The sequence below is a fragment of the Lamprocystis purpurea DSM 4197 genome (assembly GCF_000379525.1).
In the GTDB taxonomy this organism is placed as follows: domain Bacteria; phylum Pseudomonadota; class Gammaproteobacteria; order Chromatiales; family Chromatiaceae; genus Thiodictyon; species Thiodictyon purpureum.
The window spans coordinates 29498-44064 of record NZ_KB902507.1; the positions used below are offsets into that span (position 1 = coordinate 29498).

Consider the following 14567-nt stretch of genomic DNA (forward strand, 5'->3'; position numbering starts at 1 on the left):
TTGGTAAAGTCGGGATTTCCCGCGCGCTGAACGGCGCTCAGGCACCCAGATAGGCGGCGCGCACCTTGGGACTGGCAAGCAGGGCCGCCGCGTCGTCCTGGTGAACGATGCACCCGCCCTCCAGAACGTAACCGCGACGGCTGGACTCCAGGGCCAGACGGGCATTCTGTTCGACCAGGAGCAGCGTCATACCCTGATCGGCGATCAAGCGAATCGTCTCGAAAATCTTCTGCACCGCCAGCGGGGCGAGCCCCATGCTGGGCTCATCGAGCAACAGCAGGCGCGGCCGGCTCATCAGCGCACGCCCCAGACTGAGCATCTGTTGTTCACCCCCGGACAGCGTCCCCCCGGTCTGGGCACGACGCTCGTAGAGGCGGGGAAAGAGACCGTAGACGTGCTCCAGGTCGGCGCTGATCCCCGCCCGATCCCGGCGGCTGTACGCCCCCATATCCAGGTTCTCCGCGACCGTGAGGCGGGGGAAGACGCCGCGGCCCTCGGGAACCAGGCTGATCCCGATCCGCGCCCGCGCATGCACAGGCAGGTCGGTCACCGCGGACCCCGCGTAACGGATCGACCCGGCGGCCGCGGGCAGCAGACCGGCCAGTGCGCGTAACGTGGTGGTCTTGCCGGCCCCGTTGGCGCCGATCAGGCAGACCACCTCCCCTTCCTCGACCTGCAGGTCGATCCCTTTGACGGCGCGGATACCGCCGTAGTGGACCGCGAGCCCCTGGACCTCGAGCAAGCTCATGCCGCACCGGCCCCCAGGTAGGCCTCGATCACGGCCGGATCACGCTGCACCTGCTCCGGCGGACCGTCGGCGATCTTGCGGCCGTAATCGAGCACCGCCACCCGGTCGCACAGGTCCATCATCAGCCGGACATCATGCTCGATCAGCAGCAGCGTCACGCCGCGCCCGCGGATCGTCTCCAGCAGCCCCTTCAGCGCCGCGGTCTCGGTATGGTTCATACCCGCCGCGGGCTCGTCGAGCGCCAGAAGCTTCGGTTCGGTGGCCAGTGCGCGCGCAATCTCCAGTCGCCGCTGATCGCCGTACGGGAGATGGCGGGCGAGTTGGTCGGCGCGTCCGCCTAGCCCAACACCGTCCAGCAGGTCCAGTGAACGCTCGCGGATCGACCGCTCCTCGGCCCTGGTCCGCGGGCCGCGCAGCACCGCGCCCAGGACTCCGGCACGGGTGCGGACATGACGCCCGACCATCACGTTCTCCAGCACGCTCATATTGGCGAAGAGGCGGATGTTCTGAAAGGTACGGGCCAGCCCCAAGGCCGCCACCGCGTGTGGTTTGAGCCCGGCCAGCGGCCGGCCTTCCAGGTGGACAGTCCCGGCACTGGGGTGATAGAGCCCGGTGAAACAGTTGAACAGGGTGGTCTTACCCGCCCCATTGGGGCCGATCAGACCGACGATCTCGCCGACCTGGACGGTGAGCGACACCTCGCTGAGCGCGGTCAGGCCGCCAAAGCGTTTGGTTACGGCGCGCGCGGCGAGCAGCGGCTCCCCGCCCCCGCCGCCGTCCCGCTCAGCGCTCGGCGTCATAGAGCGATTCCTGTTCCTGGCGGACCTGATCGGGATTGTCCGGCCGCAGCTCCCGCGCCCGCATCGACGACGGCCATAGCCCCTGGGGCCGGAACAGCATCACCAACACCAGGGCGACACCGAAGAGCAGCATCCGCAGATCGGAAGGGTCGACCGCCACGCGACCGATCAGTTCCTGTTGCAGCGGCCCGACGTAACGCAGCGCCTCCGGCAGCATGGTCAGCAGCACCGCCCCCAGGATCACCCCCGGAATATGACCCATGCCGCCCAGCACCACCATGCACAGGATCATGATGGATTCCATCAGGGTGAATGACTCGGGACTCACGAACCCCTGGAAAGCCGCGAAGAGCCCGCCGCCCAGGCCACCGAAGGTCGCCCCCATGGCGAACGCCAGCAGTTTGACGTTGCGGGTATGGATGCCCATCGCCTCAGCCGCCACCTCATCCTCGCGAATCGCCGCCCAGGCGCGCCCGATCCGCGAGTGCTGGAGTCGGATCGCCGCGAAGATCACGAGCAAGGTCAGCCCCAGGAACAGATAGTAATGGGCGTGGGGACCGGAAATCTGGACTCCAAGAATCTCGATCGGACGGGTGAGCGCATGGCCGCCGATGCGCACCGGGTCGATCATGTTGATGCCCTGGGGGCCGTTGGTCACGTTCACCGGGGCATTGAGATTATTGAGAAAAATCCGGATGATCTCACCGAAACCCAGGGTCACGATGGCCAGATAGTCGCCGCGCAGGCGCAGTGTGGGAGCACCCAGCAGAACGCCGAACAGACAGGCGATCCCGGCGCCCATGGGCAGCAGGGCCCAGAACGGTAAATGCAGTCCGAACTGCGGTGACGCAAGGATGGCGTAGAAATAGGCGCCGACCGCATAGAATGCGACATAGCCCAGATCCAGCAGCCCGGCGAAACCCACCACGATGTTGAGACCCAGGGCCAACATCACGTAGAGCATCGCGAAATCGAGGATGCGTACCCAGGTGCGCCCCAGGCCGGCCTCGACCAGGAACGGCAAGGCGATCAGCAACACCGCCAGGACGCCAAAGGCGGCCCAGGCGATGCGCCGGTCCCGGTACAGTCGGTCAGGCAGCAGTCCAATCATGCCGCATCACGCGCGATCCGCCACGCGCTCGCCCAAGAGCCCGGAGGGCCGGAAGGTGAGCACCAGGATCAGAATCAGAAAAGCGAAGATATCCTGGTAGTGGCTGCCCAGAAAGCCCCCGGTCAAGTCGCCGATATAGCCCGCCCCCAGGCTTTCGATCACCCCCAGCAGCAGCCCGCCGAGCAGGGCGCCGGGGATATTGCCGATGCCCCCGAGCACGGCCGCGCTGAAGGCTTTGAGCCCCAGGATAAACCCCATATTGTAATGGGCGATGCCGTAATAGGACGCGATCAGCAGCCCGGCCACGGCCGCCAGCGCCGATCCCACGATGAAGGTGGCGGCGATCACCCGATTGACATCCACCCCCATCAGCCCCGCCACCTCGCGGTTCTGGGCGGTCGCACGCATGGCGCGGCCGAGACGGGTCCGGTTCACCAGCAACAGCAACCCGCCCATGGTCAGCGCGGCCACGACGAGAATGAGGATTTGAATATTGCTCACCGTGGCCCCTAGCACATCGTAGACCCGCACCTCGATCACCGGCGGGAACGACAGATACTGCCGCCCCCAAAAGATCATCGCCAGGTTCTGCAGGACGATGGAAACGCCGATCGCCGTGATCAACGGGGCCAATCGCGGGGCATTGCGCAGGGGTCGGTAAGCGATCCGCTCCACCAGGACACCGGTCACCACGCACACCACCACCGCCGCGGCCAGCGCCAACGGCAGCGCCAGCGCGACCGGCACCCCGGCGGCGGTGAGCGCGGCGAGCACACTCACCGACACCATGGCCCCGACCATCACGATCTCGCCATGGGCGAAATTGATCAGTTCCAGGATGCCGTAGACCATGGTGTACCCCAGGGCCACCAGGGCATAGAGGCTACCCAGGATCAATCCGTTGATGAGTTGCTGCAGCAGGACGTCCATCGGCGAGCGGCCGGGAATTCGGTGCGCGCGACGGCTACTTGGCCGCGGGTCCGCCGATGGTCTCAACCGGCTGCCATTGGCCGTTCTTCACCTGATAGAGCGTCACCGGACCGTCGCGCAGATCGCCCTTCGCGTCGAAGGCGATCGGGCCGATCACCCCATCGAGTTGGGTCTTGGCGAGTTCCGGCAGGTACTGCTTGGGCTCGGCCGAGCCGGCACGCAGCATGGCCTGGATCAGCACCACCGCGGAATCGTGCGAGAAGGGAGCGTAAATCTGCACCTTGCCGAAGCGCTCACCGAACCGTTTGGTGAAGTCGGCACCGCCCGGCATCTGTTCGAGCGGCAGACCGGGCGAGGACCCGATGGCGCCCTCCGCGGCCGGCCCGGCGAGCTTGATGAACTCGGCCGACTGCATCCCGTCACCGCCCATGAACGGCGTTTTCATGCCGAGAGTGCGCATCTGGCGCATCATGGGGGCGGCCTGGGGGTCCATGCCGCCGAAGACCACCACATCGGGCCGCTTGGCCTTCAGCGAGGTCAGGATCGCGGTGAAATCGGTGGACTTGTCCGTCGTGTATTCGCGTCCGACGACCTTGCCGCCGGAGGCCTCGACGCTTTTCACCACCTCGTCGATCAACCCCTGACCATAGGCGGTGCGGTCGTCGACCACCACCACCCGCTTGCCCAGCCCCGTCGCATACTGACCCAGGGCCTTACCCTGCTGGGAATCGTTGGCCATGAGCCGGTAGGTGGTGTCGAACCCTTGATTGGTATAGGCGACCGCGGTGGAAGCCGGCGACACTTGCGGGACGCCGTTTTCGGCATAGATGCGGGAGGCCGGGATGCTGGCCCCTGAGTTCAAATGCCCGACCACCCCCTTGACGCCCTCATCCACCAGCTTCTGGGCGACCACGGTCGCCGTCTTCGGGTCCGCCTGATCATCTTCCACCAAGAGCACGAACTGCACCGGCTGGCCGCCGATGGTCGGCGTGGACGCGTTGATGGTGTCCACCGCGAGGCGCGCCCCGTTCTCGATATCCTTGCCGAGGTGCGCCTGCGGCCCGGTCAAGGGGGCCACACACCCGATCTCGATCGTCTCGGCAGCGGTCAACCACGCCGGCATTGACCAGGAGGCGGCGCCGAGAACGAAAGCGATCAATAACTTGGAAGTCATAGGTCTACTCCGAATGCTAGTCGGCAAGGTTGACAAAGGCGGGCCACGGCAGCGCATCCGACGATCGCCGCCGCACGGGGGTCCTGCTGGACGGGCATATTACCAACAGAACGCCTGCAACACCTTGGCGATGTGGGTCAGGCCGCGGACGCGCTCTTGGATCCGCCGAGACACAGAGGTGATTCCGGAGCCGCACCGCCCTTGGCGAGCCACTCATCCGGAGTCCAGGCGTGCAGCGCCAGGGCGTGCAGCCCGTGGTCGAACTCCTCGCGCAACAGTCGGTTCAGCGTCCGGTGACGGGCGACCAGACCCTGACCGGCAAACTGATCGCTGACCACCAGGAGCTTGAAGTGCGACTCCGCCCCCGCGGGCACCGCGTGCATGTGACTCTCATCCACCACCTCCAGATGCAGCGGGGTCAGAGCGGTGGTTACAGCGGACTCGATACGGTCGTGTCGATTCATTGGGGTACTCTCGGTGGGTCGGCATGACAGCGGTGCATGACCGGTCAGGTTCGGCGAAGCTGGGTATTCGGGGCGAGCACACGTTGATAGCGTTCGCACCTGATATCCAGACAGACCTTCGTGTAGGGGCGGGTTTGAAACCCGCCCCTACGTCCGGTTATCACGTCCGAAGGCTACTTAGGTCCGCGCGACGCTGGATCGGGTCGGGCGAAACGTGAGGCCGACGCGCCCACTCGGCAAGCCGTCTCTTGACGGCTTCCTGAGCGCCGGCGAATCCCAGGATGAGATTCTGCGTCAGTATCCGTCCCTTGAGCCGGCGGACATCGACGCCTGCCTGCGCTTTGCCGCGGAGCTGATGGCCCACCGTTACACCCTACAGCGAGTGGCCTGATGCCGCGCTTTCTGAATGAGGGGAGGAACCCCAACAAGTCAAGCCGTCGTCCACAGAACGCATCTCACGCCAAGGCGCCAAGCACACCAAGGAGAGCGCCATCCTGCGGTAACCCCAACTCCGCGAGCGCCTCCGGTTTCGATATCGCCTTGAAGAACCTTGGCGTCTCGGCGCCTTGGCGTGAGACATTCCGGGTCTGAGCCAATCCGGTGCGGCGGATGCGCCCACTTAGTCGCAATTCGCCACCAGTGTCAATACCTTCGGCGCGACATCTCGGCTCTGCTCGACCAGGTCGAGATCGACCCGGATCACGACGACAAAGCACTGTGCCGCGCGGATGCGTGAGGTATACCTGGAGCGGCAATGCGGCGCCGCGAGACTAATCCCCGCGGACTTCGATATGGTCCGACAGCAGCAGGTCCTGCGTCGCCGTGACCACGGCCTGTAAGGGTCCGATCAAGGACGGCTGGGCTATCGACTCGCGGGTGACCCCCTCCGCCCGGCCGTAGAGGCTCAGCCGCAGGTGTTCGACTGTGCGGACATGCAGTTGCAGGTCGGTCAGGATGTGTTCGAACTCGCTGCGGGTCGGGGCCGTGCCCAGTGCCTGAAACAACTCGGCAAGGGCGCCGAACAGCGGCAGCGCCTCCGCGCCCAGACCGAATTCCGCGGGCGCGTACGCGATCTGCTGTTCGGACACCCGCCCGACCCAGACGCGAAAACTCGCTTTTTGAATGGCGTGGTAGAGCGGGGTTTCCGAAATCAGGAACAGCAGCAGATGACGCGGGTTGGCGAAATACCGACCGCCGCGCACCTCCCAGAAGCAATCCGCGATCAGCCGATGGATACGGATATGCTCACGGAAATCAGCGGCCTGGAGTTGATCTAGGATCAAGACCGTCGGCTCACCCTCGCTTTGGGCGCAGGCCTCGCTGACCTTTTGGTCCAGCGCGTCGATGGGCGGTTCGGTCCGACCCAGTTCGTCCTGGCTGGGCGGCAGGATCACCTCCGGCAGGGCCGGATGGGCCTCGGTGAAGTCCAGATAGAGACAGTGGGGAAACTCCAGCGCGCGCGCCAGCGCGGTGGCGAAGGCGGTCTTACGGCGCTCCCCGTCACCTTCGATAGCGAGCGTGCGCAGCATGCGGGTCGGGCCTTCGAGCACGCAACGGACCTGGAACTCGTAGTCGTCGTTCGACTCGAATCCGCACTGGGCCATCTTTTCGCGCAAGCTCGGCATATCCATGATGATAACCCGGTTGCGGGGGATTGGGGAGCGGTGACCAGCCGCGGCGGTTGCGCGCATTCGGTCGCCGTGACCGGTGGCGGGACCCCGTCCTCACGGTCTATCGCTGTCAGAATATCTTACACTCGCCTGGCTCCCGAAGGCTGCAAGGCTCCTGTTTTCATGCTAGATATATGATTAAAAAGAGTATTTACGTTGGTGGCGCGATTCATGCTTTTGTTCTCGGCAAGATTGCCGCCATCGGCTTAGTCCACTGGACATCCAGATTGACGCTATGAACAGATCGTTTTCGCTGGCCCTTGCCGCGACCAGCCTTCTCGCCGCTTGGTCAGCTCAGGCTCTGGTCATTGACGGGTTCAACGAACACGAGATGCTTCTTGTGGCAAACGCCCCCGGAAGCAATCTGGGAATCGGCGAGCCGGTCGATGATGTTATCGGCGGCGCCCGCAAGTTCAATGTAACGAATGTGACGGGTGCAACCGCAAGCCGGACTGCCGCCGCCCTGATCGATGAGATCGACGACCTGACGCCGGGCGGCTCCAACCTGCTGTCGGTCAGCAATGCCGACCGGGTCGACAGCACCGTCACCGTGATCTGGGATGGCACGACCAATGACCCGTTTTTAGTGAACACGACGGGTTTAGGCGGCGTGAACTTGTTGGCGGATAATGATACCGGATTCCTGTTCACCATCCCGACCATCGATCAGAACGTCGAATTGGCCCTGACCATCTGGGATCTCGACAACAACAACCACACCTACGTCTATCAGTTCCCAGCTCCCATCGATCGGTTTTTTATCCCTTTTGCCGAGTTTACCGGGATTGACTTCGAGAGCGTTGGTGCTATCCGACTGGTGCTTGACGGCCCGCAGGCTTGGGACGGCTCGGTCGATCTTTTCGAAACCGGCAGCCCCGCCCCGTCGCCTGGAACCTTGCTGCTGTTGGGCGCAGGATTACTGGCACTGGTCCGCCGCGGCAAGCGCTCCGGGTCACACCGCTGATCGGAAACCTCCTATCGAAACGCGCTTGCCGCTCAAAGGCAGACGCCATGTCTACCTCGCGTGTTTTGGATTCGCGCCCCTGAGTTTTCGCCAGCCTTCCGCCTCGAGCCGACCGTTACCTCGCCCGGCCATGCTCCTGCCTGCGCGCCTTGAAGGCGGACGATAATCCTTCGCGATCTGGTATAGGATTCTTGGGCAAGCGCCTTAGCGGCCTCGATGCGGGGTCGCGGCAGGTGCCGCGTCGCTTTCACACCTGGGGTTTTACCTGCTATGTCGTTCATCGCCAGCCTGCGCTTGGCCCTGACTGCCGCGCTTGTCACGCCCTTGCTGTTGCTTCATGCAATCACGGTTCGCGCGGACGTCATCGGCGACGCCATGTCCTCTTGGCACGCGGGAGATGCGCGCACCGCCATGATTCTGCTTAGAGATCATCTGGAGCGTCACGGCTCCGACGCCGCCGCCCGCCTGCTGCTGGGACGCGTCTATCTCGACCAGTCGGCAGGAGCGGCCGCTGAACAGACGTTGCAGCGGGCCTCAAGAGATGGGGGTTTCGCGGCGGCGGACCATCAGGTCGAGTTGGCCGAGGCGCGCCTGCTGCAAGGCAAGTTCACGCAGATCGTCGAAGATCCCGCGACCTTGGCCGCCTCGGATCCGGCCGATCGGGCGCAACTGCACGCCATTCGGGGTGAAGCCTATCTCGCGCTGGGCCAACAGGAACAAGCCGACACCGAGTTCCACATGGCCTTGGGGTTCGTCCCAAACCACGCCCGGACCCTGCTGGGTCAGGCCAAGCTTGCGCTGACGCAGGGCAATAAGGAGCGCGCGCGGGAGTTCCTGAACCAGGCCGTGGCGCTCCACCCGCAGGATGCGCGGGTCTTGGAGTCGCTTGGTGAGGTTCAGTTCGGTGACGGACAGTTCGGCGAAGCCGACGCGGCCTTCACCCAGGTGATCGCCTACGGCCGCAGCGACTGGATGGCCCAGTACAAGCGCGCCATGACCCGCCTGGAGCTTGGTCAACTGGATCAGGCCGCGGCGGATATCGCGGCAGCCGCCAAGCAGAGTCCCAATTTTCCGGGGCTCAGCTATGCCCGCGGCATTCTGCTGCTCAAGCAAGAACAACCGGAACAGGCCCTTGCAGACCTCCTGCTGTACTTGCGCGAGCGGCCCAAGGACCCCCAGGCGGCCTATCTGGCCGGAACCGCGCTCTACCAACTGGGCCGTTACCATGAGTCGGAGGAATATCTGGAACGCGCCTACCGCGCCGCTCCGGCAACACCGACCCGCGCCGCCGCCCTGGCGGCCGTGCGGCTCGCGAATCAGGATTTCGCGGGTGCCGAGGCTGTGTTACGGCCCTTGGCCGATCAGCCGGACGCGCCCCCCGGAATCCAGGAACTCCTGGGTCAGGCGGTCCGGGGCCAGGGGCGGGCGGCTGAGGCGCGCGACCTCTTGACCACGGCGGTCACCGCAAGTCCTGATGGCGCCATAACCCGCTTGCGGCTTGCCGAAGCCATGCTGGCGGCCGGGGATCCGGTCGGCGCCGAGCCGGAACTGCGGGCGGTGCTGCAGGCCAGCCCAGGGAATCAAATCGCACGGCTGATGCTGATCCGTATCTACCTGGAGAAGCCGGACCCCAAGGCCGCACTGACCGAGGCCGAGAGCCTGATCGCCATCGCTCCGAAAGATCCCCGCGCCCTGAACGCCCTGGGCCTTGCCCATCAGGTCAACGGTGACCCGGCGGCGGCACGCGGCGCCTTTGCGCGTGCGTTGGAGAGCGAACCCGGTTTTGCCGACGCGGCCTTCAATCTGGTCGCCGCCGCGCGGCGCGAGCCTGATCCCCAGGTCGCCGGGGCTCTGTGCGAACAGGTGCTGGCCGCCCAGCCCGGGCACACCAACGCCTTGCTGCTGCTGGCCCAACTCGAGGTCACGGCGGGCCGGCGCACGGCCGCGCTCGAACGGCTGAGTGAGGCGCTCGCCAAGGATGCGGGGAACCTGGCCCTGCGGCTCAACCTCGCGCGCGGCTATCTCGCCGCGGGCGCGATCCCGGCCGCACAGCGCATCCTCAAAGACCGACCGCAGTCCGCGGCCGCCGACCCCACCTTTCTGATGGTGCAGGCGCAAGCCGAGCTGGCGGCCGGTCAGACCCGCGAGGCCGTCCAGACCCTGGAAACCCTGATTCAGTTGCAGCCGGATTCGGCGCCGGCCCACTTCCTGCTCGCCGCCGCCTATGCCGCCGGCAATAGGGTCTTGGAGATGCAATGGCAGTTACTGGAAGGCTACCGGATCGATCCCAAATCCCCACTGGCGGCGACAACCCTCGATCGCGTGGCTGCCGCTATACCGGATTCGCCGTTCAAAGACCTTCTCGTAAACACGCTGCGAGATCAAGCCGGCGCCGGCGCCGCGATCCTCCTGTTGCAGGCCCGTCTCTTACTCGCCGCGGAGCATTACCCGGACGCCCTGCGATTATTCGGGGACTTGGTGCAGGCGAGGCCGGACGATCGGGCGCTTTTCATGGAGTTCCTGAATGCCCAGGTCAAGGCCGATGAACTCTTCCCCGCAAGCCAGGCCGCCCAGGCTTGGGTCGGCGCCCATCCCGACGATCGTGAGGCCCGCGCTCTGCTGGCCCAGATCGATGCCCGGCGTGGGCGGGTCGCGCAAGCACTCCAGGCCTACCGTGAACTGCTGCGGGAAGAACCGCAAAACGCCCAATACAACAACAACCTGGCAATGCTGCTGATCGATCGGGAGCCGGCCGGGGCCGTCACCTCCGCACGGGCGGCCGCCGCGGCGGCACCGCAGAACCCGGCGGTGGCGGACACCCTGGGTCTGGCGCTGCTCGCCGCCGGTGACACCCGGGGCGCGGTGCAGGCACTGGCCAAGGCCTATGCCGCCCTGCCCAAGGAACCCACCGTCGCCTTCCACTACGCGCGCGCCCTGGCGGCGGACGGCGATCCGGCCCAGGCCCAGACGGTGTTACTGACCATCACGGATCTCGCGTTTCCGGAGCAGGTGCAAGCCCAGGAGTTGCTCAAACAGCTTGCGCCCTGAACAGCCGCGGCTGCCGCGGACGGTCCGCATAGCGGACCCTACGGTAACGTCGTGACCCGTAGGGTCCGCTGTGCGGACCGGACCGCCCGCCGTGCAGATCGCGCGATGGCAGGTTTTATAGCCTTCGTACCTGATATCCAGACAGACCTTTGGTGCAGGGGCGGGTTTGAAACCCACCCCTACGTCCGGTTATCACGTCCGAATGCTCTATGACCAAGGCCCGCCCGCCGGACTCAGGCGGCCGGCAGCACCATGGGGCTGCGCTTTTTCGGGTTGGCCCGAAACAGCACGGCAACATTGCCGATGCGGGTGACGAGCTCCGACCCGGTGCGCTCGACCATCGGGGTGAGGATGGCGTCGCGCAGCGCCCGGTCCCCGACGTTGATCTTGACCTTGAGTAACTCATGGTGACTCAGCGCCAGTTCGAGCTCGGCCAGTACCGCCTCGGTGAGTCCCGCCTGACCAACCATGACCACCGGTTTCAGTGGATGGGCCTCGCCCCTGAGCCAACGCCGCTGCGCCGGGGTGATCGCCGGAGTGATCGAGCTTGAGATCGCCATCATGAGTCTGTATCCGTTAGTCGCGCCGATGCGTTGAGTCCGCCGCCGGACGCGGCGGTGACTTGCGCAGTGGCCCTGATTATAGCCGCTACGGATGTGACCCTTGGCAACCTTGGCCGGCGAAAACCCGGCGCGGCCTCGATCACCGTTTCGGCCACGCGGCATCGTAGAGTGGACAAGCGTAGCGCAGTCCACCAGCGGCGGCACGGGATTCGGTGGACTGCGGTAACGCTTGTCCACCCTACGGCCCTGGACTCCAAACGAGCGCCGCTGGCCGGAACTGATGATCAAGGCCCGCAGGCCAGAACACAGGTTTACGCCGGGTCAGTCGGTTCGGGAACCGGTGCCGGCGCGGGGGTAAAGAGGTCGGCACTGACCTGATCGAGCTGCTGATAAACCCGCCGCACCCAGACCTTCACCCGCTGGCGGTCCATGAGGCCCAGGCCGGAGTCACGGTTGTGGGTCGCGGCCCACAGACTGGTGCCCTGATGGTCGATCTTACGCATGGTACCGGCGTGCAGTTCCGGCAGCTCGATGACCGCCGCCCCCAGCCACTGGGCACGGGTCCGGACCGGGGACGACTCGAAGGCCGAGAAGTCCTTGCCGCGGCCATAGTTCTTCACCACCACATAGGAAGCCGCATGGTTGTAACGCTCGAACAGGGCGTCGAGCAGGGCGATGCCGTCGGCGCCGTCGTCGAGCACATGCCAGAACACCACCGGAACCTGCTCGTCCGCGGCCAGGCTGAGCAGATCGTTCTGCTCGATCCAGCGGTGCAGCGGCAGCGAGGTCTGGGCGGCCAGGTCCACCAGGACATCCTGGTCGGCCGCCAGTGCGGCCTCCATCAACTGATCGGCGCTCTCGAACTCATCCAGCGCGATGGGCCGGCTGAAACCCGCGTAGAAGCGCAGCAGGGCGCCATGGGAACGGTCGGTATCGAAGGCGGTAAAGGGACGCTGGTGATCGATGTGATACTGAGTCAGGAGTCGCGCCAGGACGGACTTGCCGACCCCACCCTTCTCACCGCCAACGAAATGGATCTTGCTCATGCTGCCGCCTGTCTGTGTGTAAATGGACTCGGCGAGCGGAGACTCGCCGGGGCCGCATGGTAGAGCCTCACGCGGCCGGCTGCCAGCAGCCGGAGTGCTCTTCAGCATGAACCGGTCTTGACCATGGTTCCGGCCAGTGCCCGGGAAGCGCGTACTGAAGGCTCCCGTCCCCCGTGGGAGCGGCGTCCCGCCGCGATGCGGTGCCGCGGGTGACCTCGAACGCTGCGGCTGCGCGCCAAGCCCCATCGCGGCGGGACGCCGCTCCCACGGGGTCGCTACGCGACTTTCACGGCAAAATCCCCGACGACCGACGACCGACGACCGACGGATCGTCTCAATCCTCGAAGCGGCCGACACCCGGTATGTTCACCTGGTGCTCGTCAAAGTCTCCGGTATCCGCCCCGCGGTGACAGGCCTGACAGTTGCCGAAGCTGCCGACCTTCGGGTTGTCCTTGACGTAGCGCGCCGGAACCTCGTCGTGTTTGCGCTGAAAGTACGCCGTTTGGGTGATCCGCGGCGGTCCCTCGCCCTGGATCGGCCGCGCGGCGAAGGCCCGCGAGCGGACCCGGTCGTTGCGGTCCGCGGCATTGCCCTCGAGGTAGGCGAGCAGTTCGGCAGTGACCGCCTGTTCCAGGGTGGCGTCGTCACCGAAGTGATTGTCCAGCGTGCCCATGACCTGCGCCCAGGACGCGGCGGGCAGCAGCCCCGGCTGGTAGGCGAAGTGGCAGCCGCCGCATTCGGCGCGATAACGCGCATTGGTTACCGGGGCCAGGTCGCCGCGGGCCATCAGGCCCTTGCCTTCACGATGGCCCTTGCGGTCGTGGTCGTCATCGTCGTGCCCGCTCCAGGCGAGACCGCTCGCCCCGAGGGCGATCAGGGCCGCGCCCGCGGCGGCAATGAATGCCTTGCTCATCAGTCCGATCTCCGGTTGTTGCATCTCACAGGGACTGGATATACCGCACGAAGTCGCCTTTCTCCTGGGGCGTACAATCGCGTCCCAGGGTCCAGCGGCAGTTGCGGCCGAACCACTTCTCCACCTTGGCGGGATCCGTCAGCCGCTCGGAATTGGCGGAGACGGCCAGGGGCTCGATGGGTTTGCCGGTCGTCGCATGTTTTCCGGGCTTGGTCAGATCCGTTCCGTGGCAAGTGACACAACTGCGCTGTTCGCCAGCCCCTTCCGGTTGATGCTTCGTGGTCCAGGCCCGCGCGCCGGCGGCGGCGCTGAAGGGACCGGCGCCCTGCCCCTGGTAGGTCGCGATCAGGTCGTCGCCGGTGGCCGCGGACACCAACTGGGTGCCCAGCCCGAGGCCGACGGCCAGTGCGAATACACTTATTGGTTTCACAGTCATTGCGATGCTCCTCTCTTGTAACCATCGATCATGCCGCGGATCAGGTTTTCGCGGTGTTGCAGGCTGGCCAGGACGACTCCCAGCACGTGCAGGGGGATCAGGAACAGGGTCGCGTAGGCGATAAACTCATGGACCTCCTTCAGATCATGCGCCGTCGTCGCCGAGACCCCCCGCAGATAAGGCGCCAGGGGTCCGGCGAACTCCCCGGCACCCAGCACGGCCATGCCGGTGACGGCGGTGGCAGTGACGCCCGTGAGCAGCGCGATCACCATCGCCGCACCAGCCGGGTTGTGACCCAGATAGCGGTCGGCCCGACCGCGCAGGACATCCCCCAGATAGGCCAGGGTCACCCGCGGGCCGCACACGAAATCCCACCAACGGGCGTGGCGCGGACCGATCAGGCCCCACAGCAACCGTGCACCGATCAGGGCGAGCGCGGCATAGCCGGCCCAGGTGTGGAGTCCCAGCAGTTCATCCTCGGTCAGAAACGCAATCAGCACGGCGGCGCCGAGCGCCCAGTGGAAAAAGCGGACAAAGGGATCCCAGACGCGTACCCGATCCGCCGACGGCGTCGCGGTAGCGCGCGGGCCCTGATGGCCGGCGACAGGTTCATTGGTGTTGCTCATGGCGGTCGATCGCTCCCGGTAGGTTTGGCTCCTGGTTCGATACGAGTCTCGATCCAGCGCTTGGGCACAGCATG

Annotated in this window: 15 protein-coding genes; 3 read left to right on the forward strand and 12 right to left on the reverse strand. The window is 65.7% G+C overall.

Annotated features, from left to right (window positions below; all coding sequences use genetic code 11):
• Window positions 1-37: 37 nt before the first annotated feature.
• The 6 genes from A39O_RS0117795 to A39O_RS0117820 all read right to left on the reverse strand — a co-directional run bounded on the left by A39O_RS0117795 (window position 38) and on the right by A39O_RS0117820 (window position 5227).
• Window positions 38-748 (reverse strand): ABC transporter ATP-binding protein, encoded by a 711-nt coding sequence (locus A39O_RS0117795; RefSeq protein ID WP_020506020.1) that lies wholly within the window; start codon window positions 746-748, stop codon window positions 38-40.
• Window positions 745-1548 carry an ABC transporter ATP-binding protein gene (locus A39O_RS0117800; RefSeq protein WP_020506021.1) on the reverse strand — a complete coding sequence of 268 codons (804 nt, stop codon included), beginning with the start codon at window positions 1546-1548 and terminating at the stop codon, window positions 745-747. The genes A39O_RS0117795 and A39O_RS0117800 overlap by 4 nt, the downstream gene beginning before the upstream one ends.
• Window positions 1532-2659: an ABC transporter permease subunit gene (locus A39O_RS0117805; RefSeq protein ID WP_020506022.1), complete on the reverse strand. Its 1128-nt coding sequence runs from the start codon at window positions 2657-2659 to the stop codon at window positions 1532-1534. The genes A39O_RS0117800 and A39O_RS0117805 overlap by 17 nt, the downstream gene beginning before the upstream one ends.
• 6 nt (window positions 2660-2665) lie before the next feature.
• Complete coding sequence (locus A39O_RS0117810) at window positions 2666-3589, reverse strand: branched-chain amino acid ABC transporter permease (RefSeq protein ID WP_020506023.1); 924 nt, start codon at window positions 3587-3589, stop codon at window positions 2666-2668.
• 34 nt (window positions 3590-3623) lie between these two features.
• A complete protein-coding gene (locus A39O_RS0117815) occupies window positions 3624-4763 on the reverse strand; it encodes a branched-chain amino acid ABC transporter substrate-binding protein (protein ID WP_211211627.1) in 1140 nt (379 codons plus the stop codon).
• 137 nt (window positions 4764-4900) lie between these two features.
• Window positions 4901-5227: a BolA family protein gene (locus tag A39O_RS0117820; RefSeq protein ID WP_020506025.1), complete on the reverse strand. Its 327-nt coding sequence runs from the start codon at window positions 5225-5227 to the stop codon at window positions 4901-4903.
• Window positions 5228-5441: 214 nt separating this feature from the next.
• Here A39O_RS0117820 and A39O_RS38705 point away from each other — a divergent pair, with 214 nt between their 5' ends.
• Window positions 5442-5618 (forward strand): DUF433 domain-containing protein, encoded by a 177-nt coding sequence (locus A39O_RS38705; RefSeq protein ID WP_020506026.1) that lies wholly within the window; start codon window positions 5442-5444, stop codon window positions 5616-5618.
• A 379-nt stretch (window positions 5619-5997) separates the two neighbouring features.
• Here A39O_RS38705 and A39O_RS0117835 read toward each other — a convergent pair whose 3' ends face one another.
• Window positions 5998-6852 carry a hypothetical protein gene (locus tag A39O_RS0117835; RefSeq protein ID WP_026199504.1) on the reverse strand — a complete coding sequence of 285 codons (855 nt, stop codon included), beginning with the start codon at window positions 6850-6852 and terminating at the stop codon, window positions 5998-6000.
• 280 nt (window positions 6853-7132) lie between these two features.
• On the opposite strand from A39O_RS0117835, the gene A39O_RS0117840 reads away from it, so the two are divergent.
• On the forward strand, window positions 7133-7861 hold the full coding sequence (locus A39O_RS0117840; protein ID WP_020506028.1) for a hypothetical protein: 729 nt from the start codon (window positions 7133-7135) through the stop codon (window positions 7859-7861).
• Window positions 7862-8131: 270 nt separating this feature from the next.
• Window positions 8132-10909, forward strand: coding sequence for an XrtA/PEP-CTERM system TPR-repeat protein PrsT (gene prsT / locus A39O_RS0117845; protein ID WP_020506029.1), 2778 nt, complete (start codon window positions 8132-8134; stop codon window positions 10907-10909).
• A 233-nt stretch (window positions 10910-11142) separates the two neighbouring features.
• On the opposite strand, the gene A39O_RS0117850 is transcribed toward prsT, so the two are convergent.
• The 5 genes from A39O_RS0117850 to A39O_RS0117870 all read right to left on the reverse strand — a co-directional run bounded on the left by A39O_RS0117850 (window position 11143) and on the right by A39O_RS0117870 (window position 14493).
• The gene (locus A39O_RS0117850) at window positions 11143-11472 is read right to left on the reverse strand and encodes a YhbY family RNA-binding protein (protein ID WP_020506030.1); all 330 of its coding nucleotides are present in this window, start codon (window positions 11470-11472) and stop codon (window positions 11143-11145) included.
• A 311-nt stretch (window positions 11473-11783) separates the two neighbouring features.
• Window positions 11784-12518 carry a P-loop NTPase family protein gene (locus A39O_RS0117855; protein WP_020506031.1) on the reverse strand — a complete coding sequence of 245 codons (735 nt, stop codon included), beginning with the start codon at window positions 12516-12518 and terminating at the stop codon, window positions 11784-11786.
• Window positions 12519-12852: 334 nt separating this feature from the next.
• The gene (locus tag A39O_RS0117860; RefSeq protein WP_026199505.1) at window positions 12853-13431 is read right to left on the reverse strand and encodes a diheme cytochrome c; all 579 of its coding nucleotides are present in this window, start codon (window positions 13429-13431) and stop codon (window positions 12853-12855) included.
• Window positions 13432-13456: 25 nt separating this feature from the next.
• A complete protein-coding gene (locus A39O_RS0117865; protein ID WP_020506033.1) occupies window positions 13457-13867 on the reverse strand; it encodes a DUF1924 domain-containing protein in 411 nt (136 codons plus the stop codon).
• A complete protein-coding gene (locus tag A39O_RS0117870; RefSeq protein ID WP_020506034.1) occupies window positions 13864-14493 on the reverse strand; it encodes a cytochrome b/b6 domain-containing protein in 630 nt (209 codons plus the stop codon). Before A39O_RS0117870 ends, A39O_RS0117865 begins: the two co-directional genes overlap by 4 nt.
• Window positions 14494-14567 lie beyond the last annotated feature (74 nt).

Bases quoted from the DNA above. Each gene is read 5' to 3' on its own strand.
- prsT (WP_020506029.1), top strand. From the start codon at position 8,132: ATGTCGTTCATCGCCAGCCTGCGCTTGGCCCTGACTGCCGCGCTTGTC.
- A39O_RS0117805 (WP_020506022.1), bottom strand. From the start codon at position 2,659: ATGATTGGACTGCTGCCTGACCGACTGTACCGGGACCGGCGCATCGCC.
- A39O_RS0117855 (WP_020506031.1), bottom strand. From the start codon at position 12,518: ATGAGCAAGATCCATTTCGTTGGCGGTGAGAAGGGTGGGGTCGGCAAG.
- A39O_RS0117810 (WP_020506023.1), bottom strand. From the start codon at position 3,589: ATGGACGTCCTGCTGCAGCAACTCATCAACGGATTGATCCTGGGTAGC.
- A39O_RS0117800 (WP_020506021.1), bottom strand. From the start codon at position 1,548: ATGACGCCGAGCGCTGAGCGGGACGGCGGCGGGGGCGGGGAGCCGCTG.
- A39O_RS0117820 (WP_020506025.1), bottom strand. From the start codon at position 5,227: ATGAATCGACACGACCGTATCGAGTCCGCTGTAACCACCGCTCTGACC.
- A39O_RS0117865 (WP_020506033.1), bottom strand. From the start codon at position 13,867: ATGACTGTGAAACCAATAAGTGTATTCGCACTGGCCGTCGGCCTCGGG.
- A39O_RS0117840 (WP_020506028.1), top strand. From the start codon at position 7,133: ATGAACAGATCGTTTTCGCTGGCCCTTGCCGCGACCAGCCTTCTCGCC.
- A39O_RS0117795 (WP_020506020.1), bottom strand. From the start codon at position 748: ATGAGCTTGCTCGAGGTCCAGGGGCTCGCGGTCCACTACGGCGGTATC.
- A39O_RS0117860 (WP_026199505.1), bottom strand. From the start codon at position 13,431: ATGAGCAAGGCATTCATTGCCGCCGCGGGCGCGGCCCTGATCGCCCTC.
- A39O_RS0117815 (WP_211211627.1), bottom strand. From the start codon at position 4,763: ATGACTTCCAAGTTATTGATCGCTTTCGTTCTCGGCGCCGCCTCCTGG.
- A39O_RS0117835 (WP_026199504.1), bottom strand. From the start codon at position 6,852: ATGCCGAGCTTGCGCGAAAAGATGGCCCAGTGCGGATTCGAGTCGAAC.
- A39O_RS0117850 (WP_020506030.1), bottom strand. From the start codon at position 11,472: ATGATGGCGATCTCAAGCTCGATCACTCCGGCGATCACCCCGGCGCAG.
- A39O_RS0117870 (WP_020506034.1), bottom strand. From the start codon at position 14,493: ATGAGCAACACCAATGAACCTGTCGCCGGCCATCAGGGCCCGCGCGCT.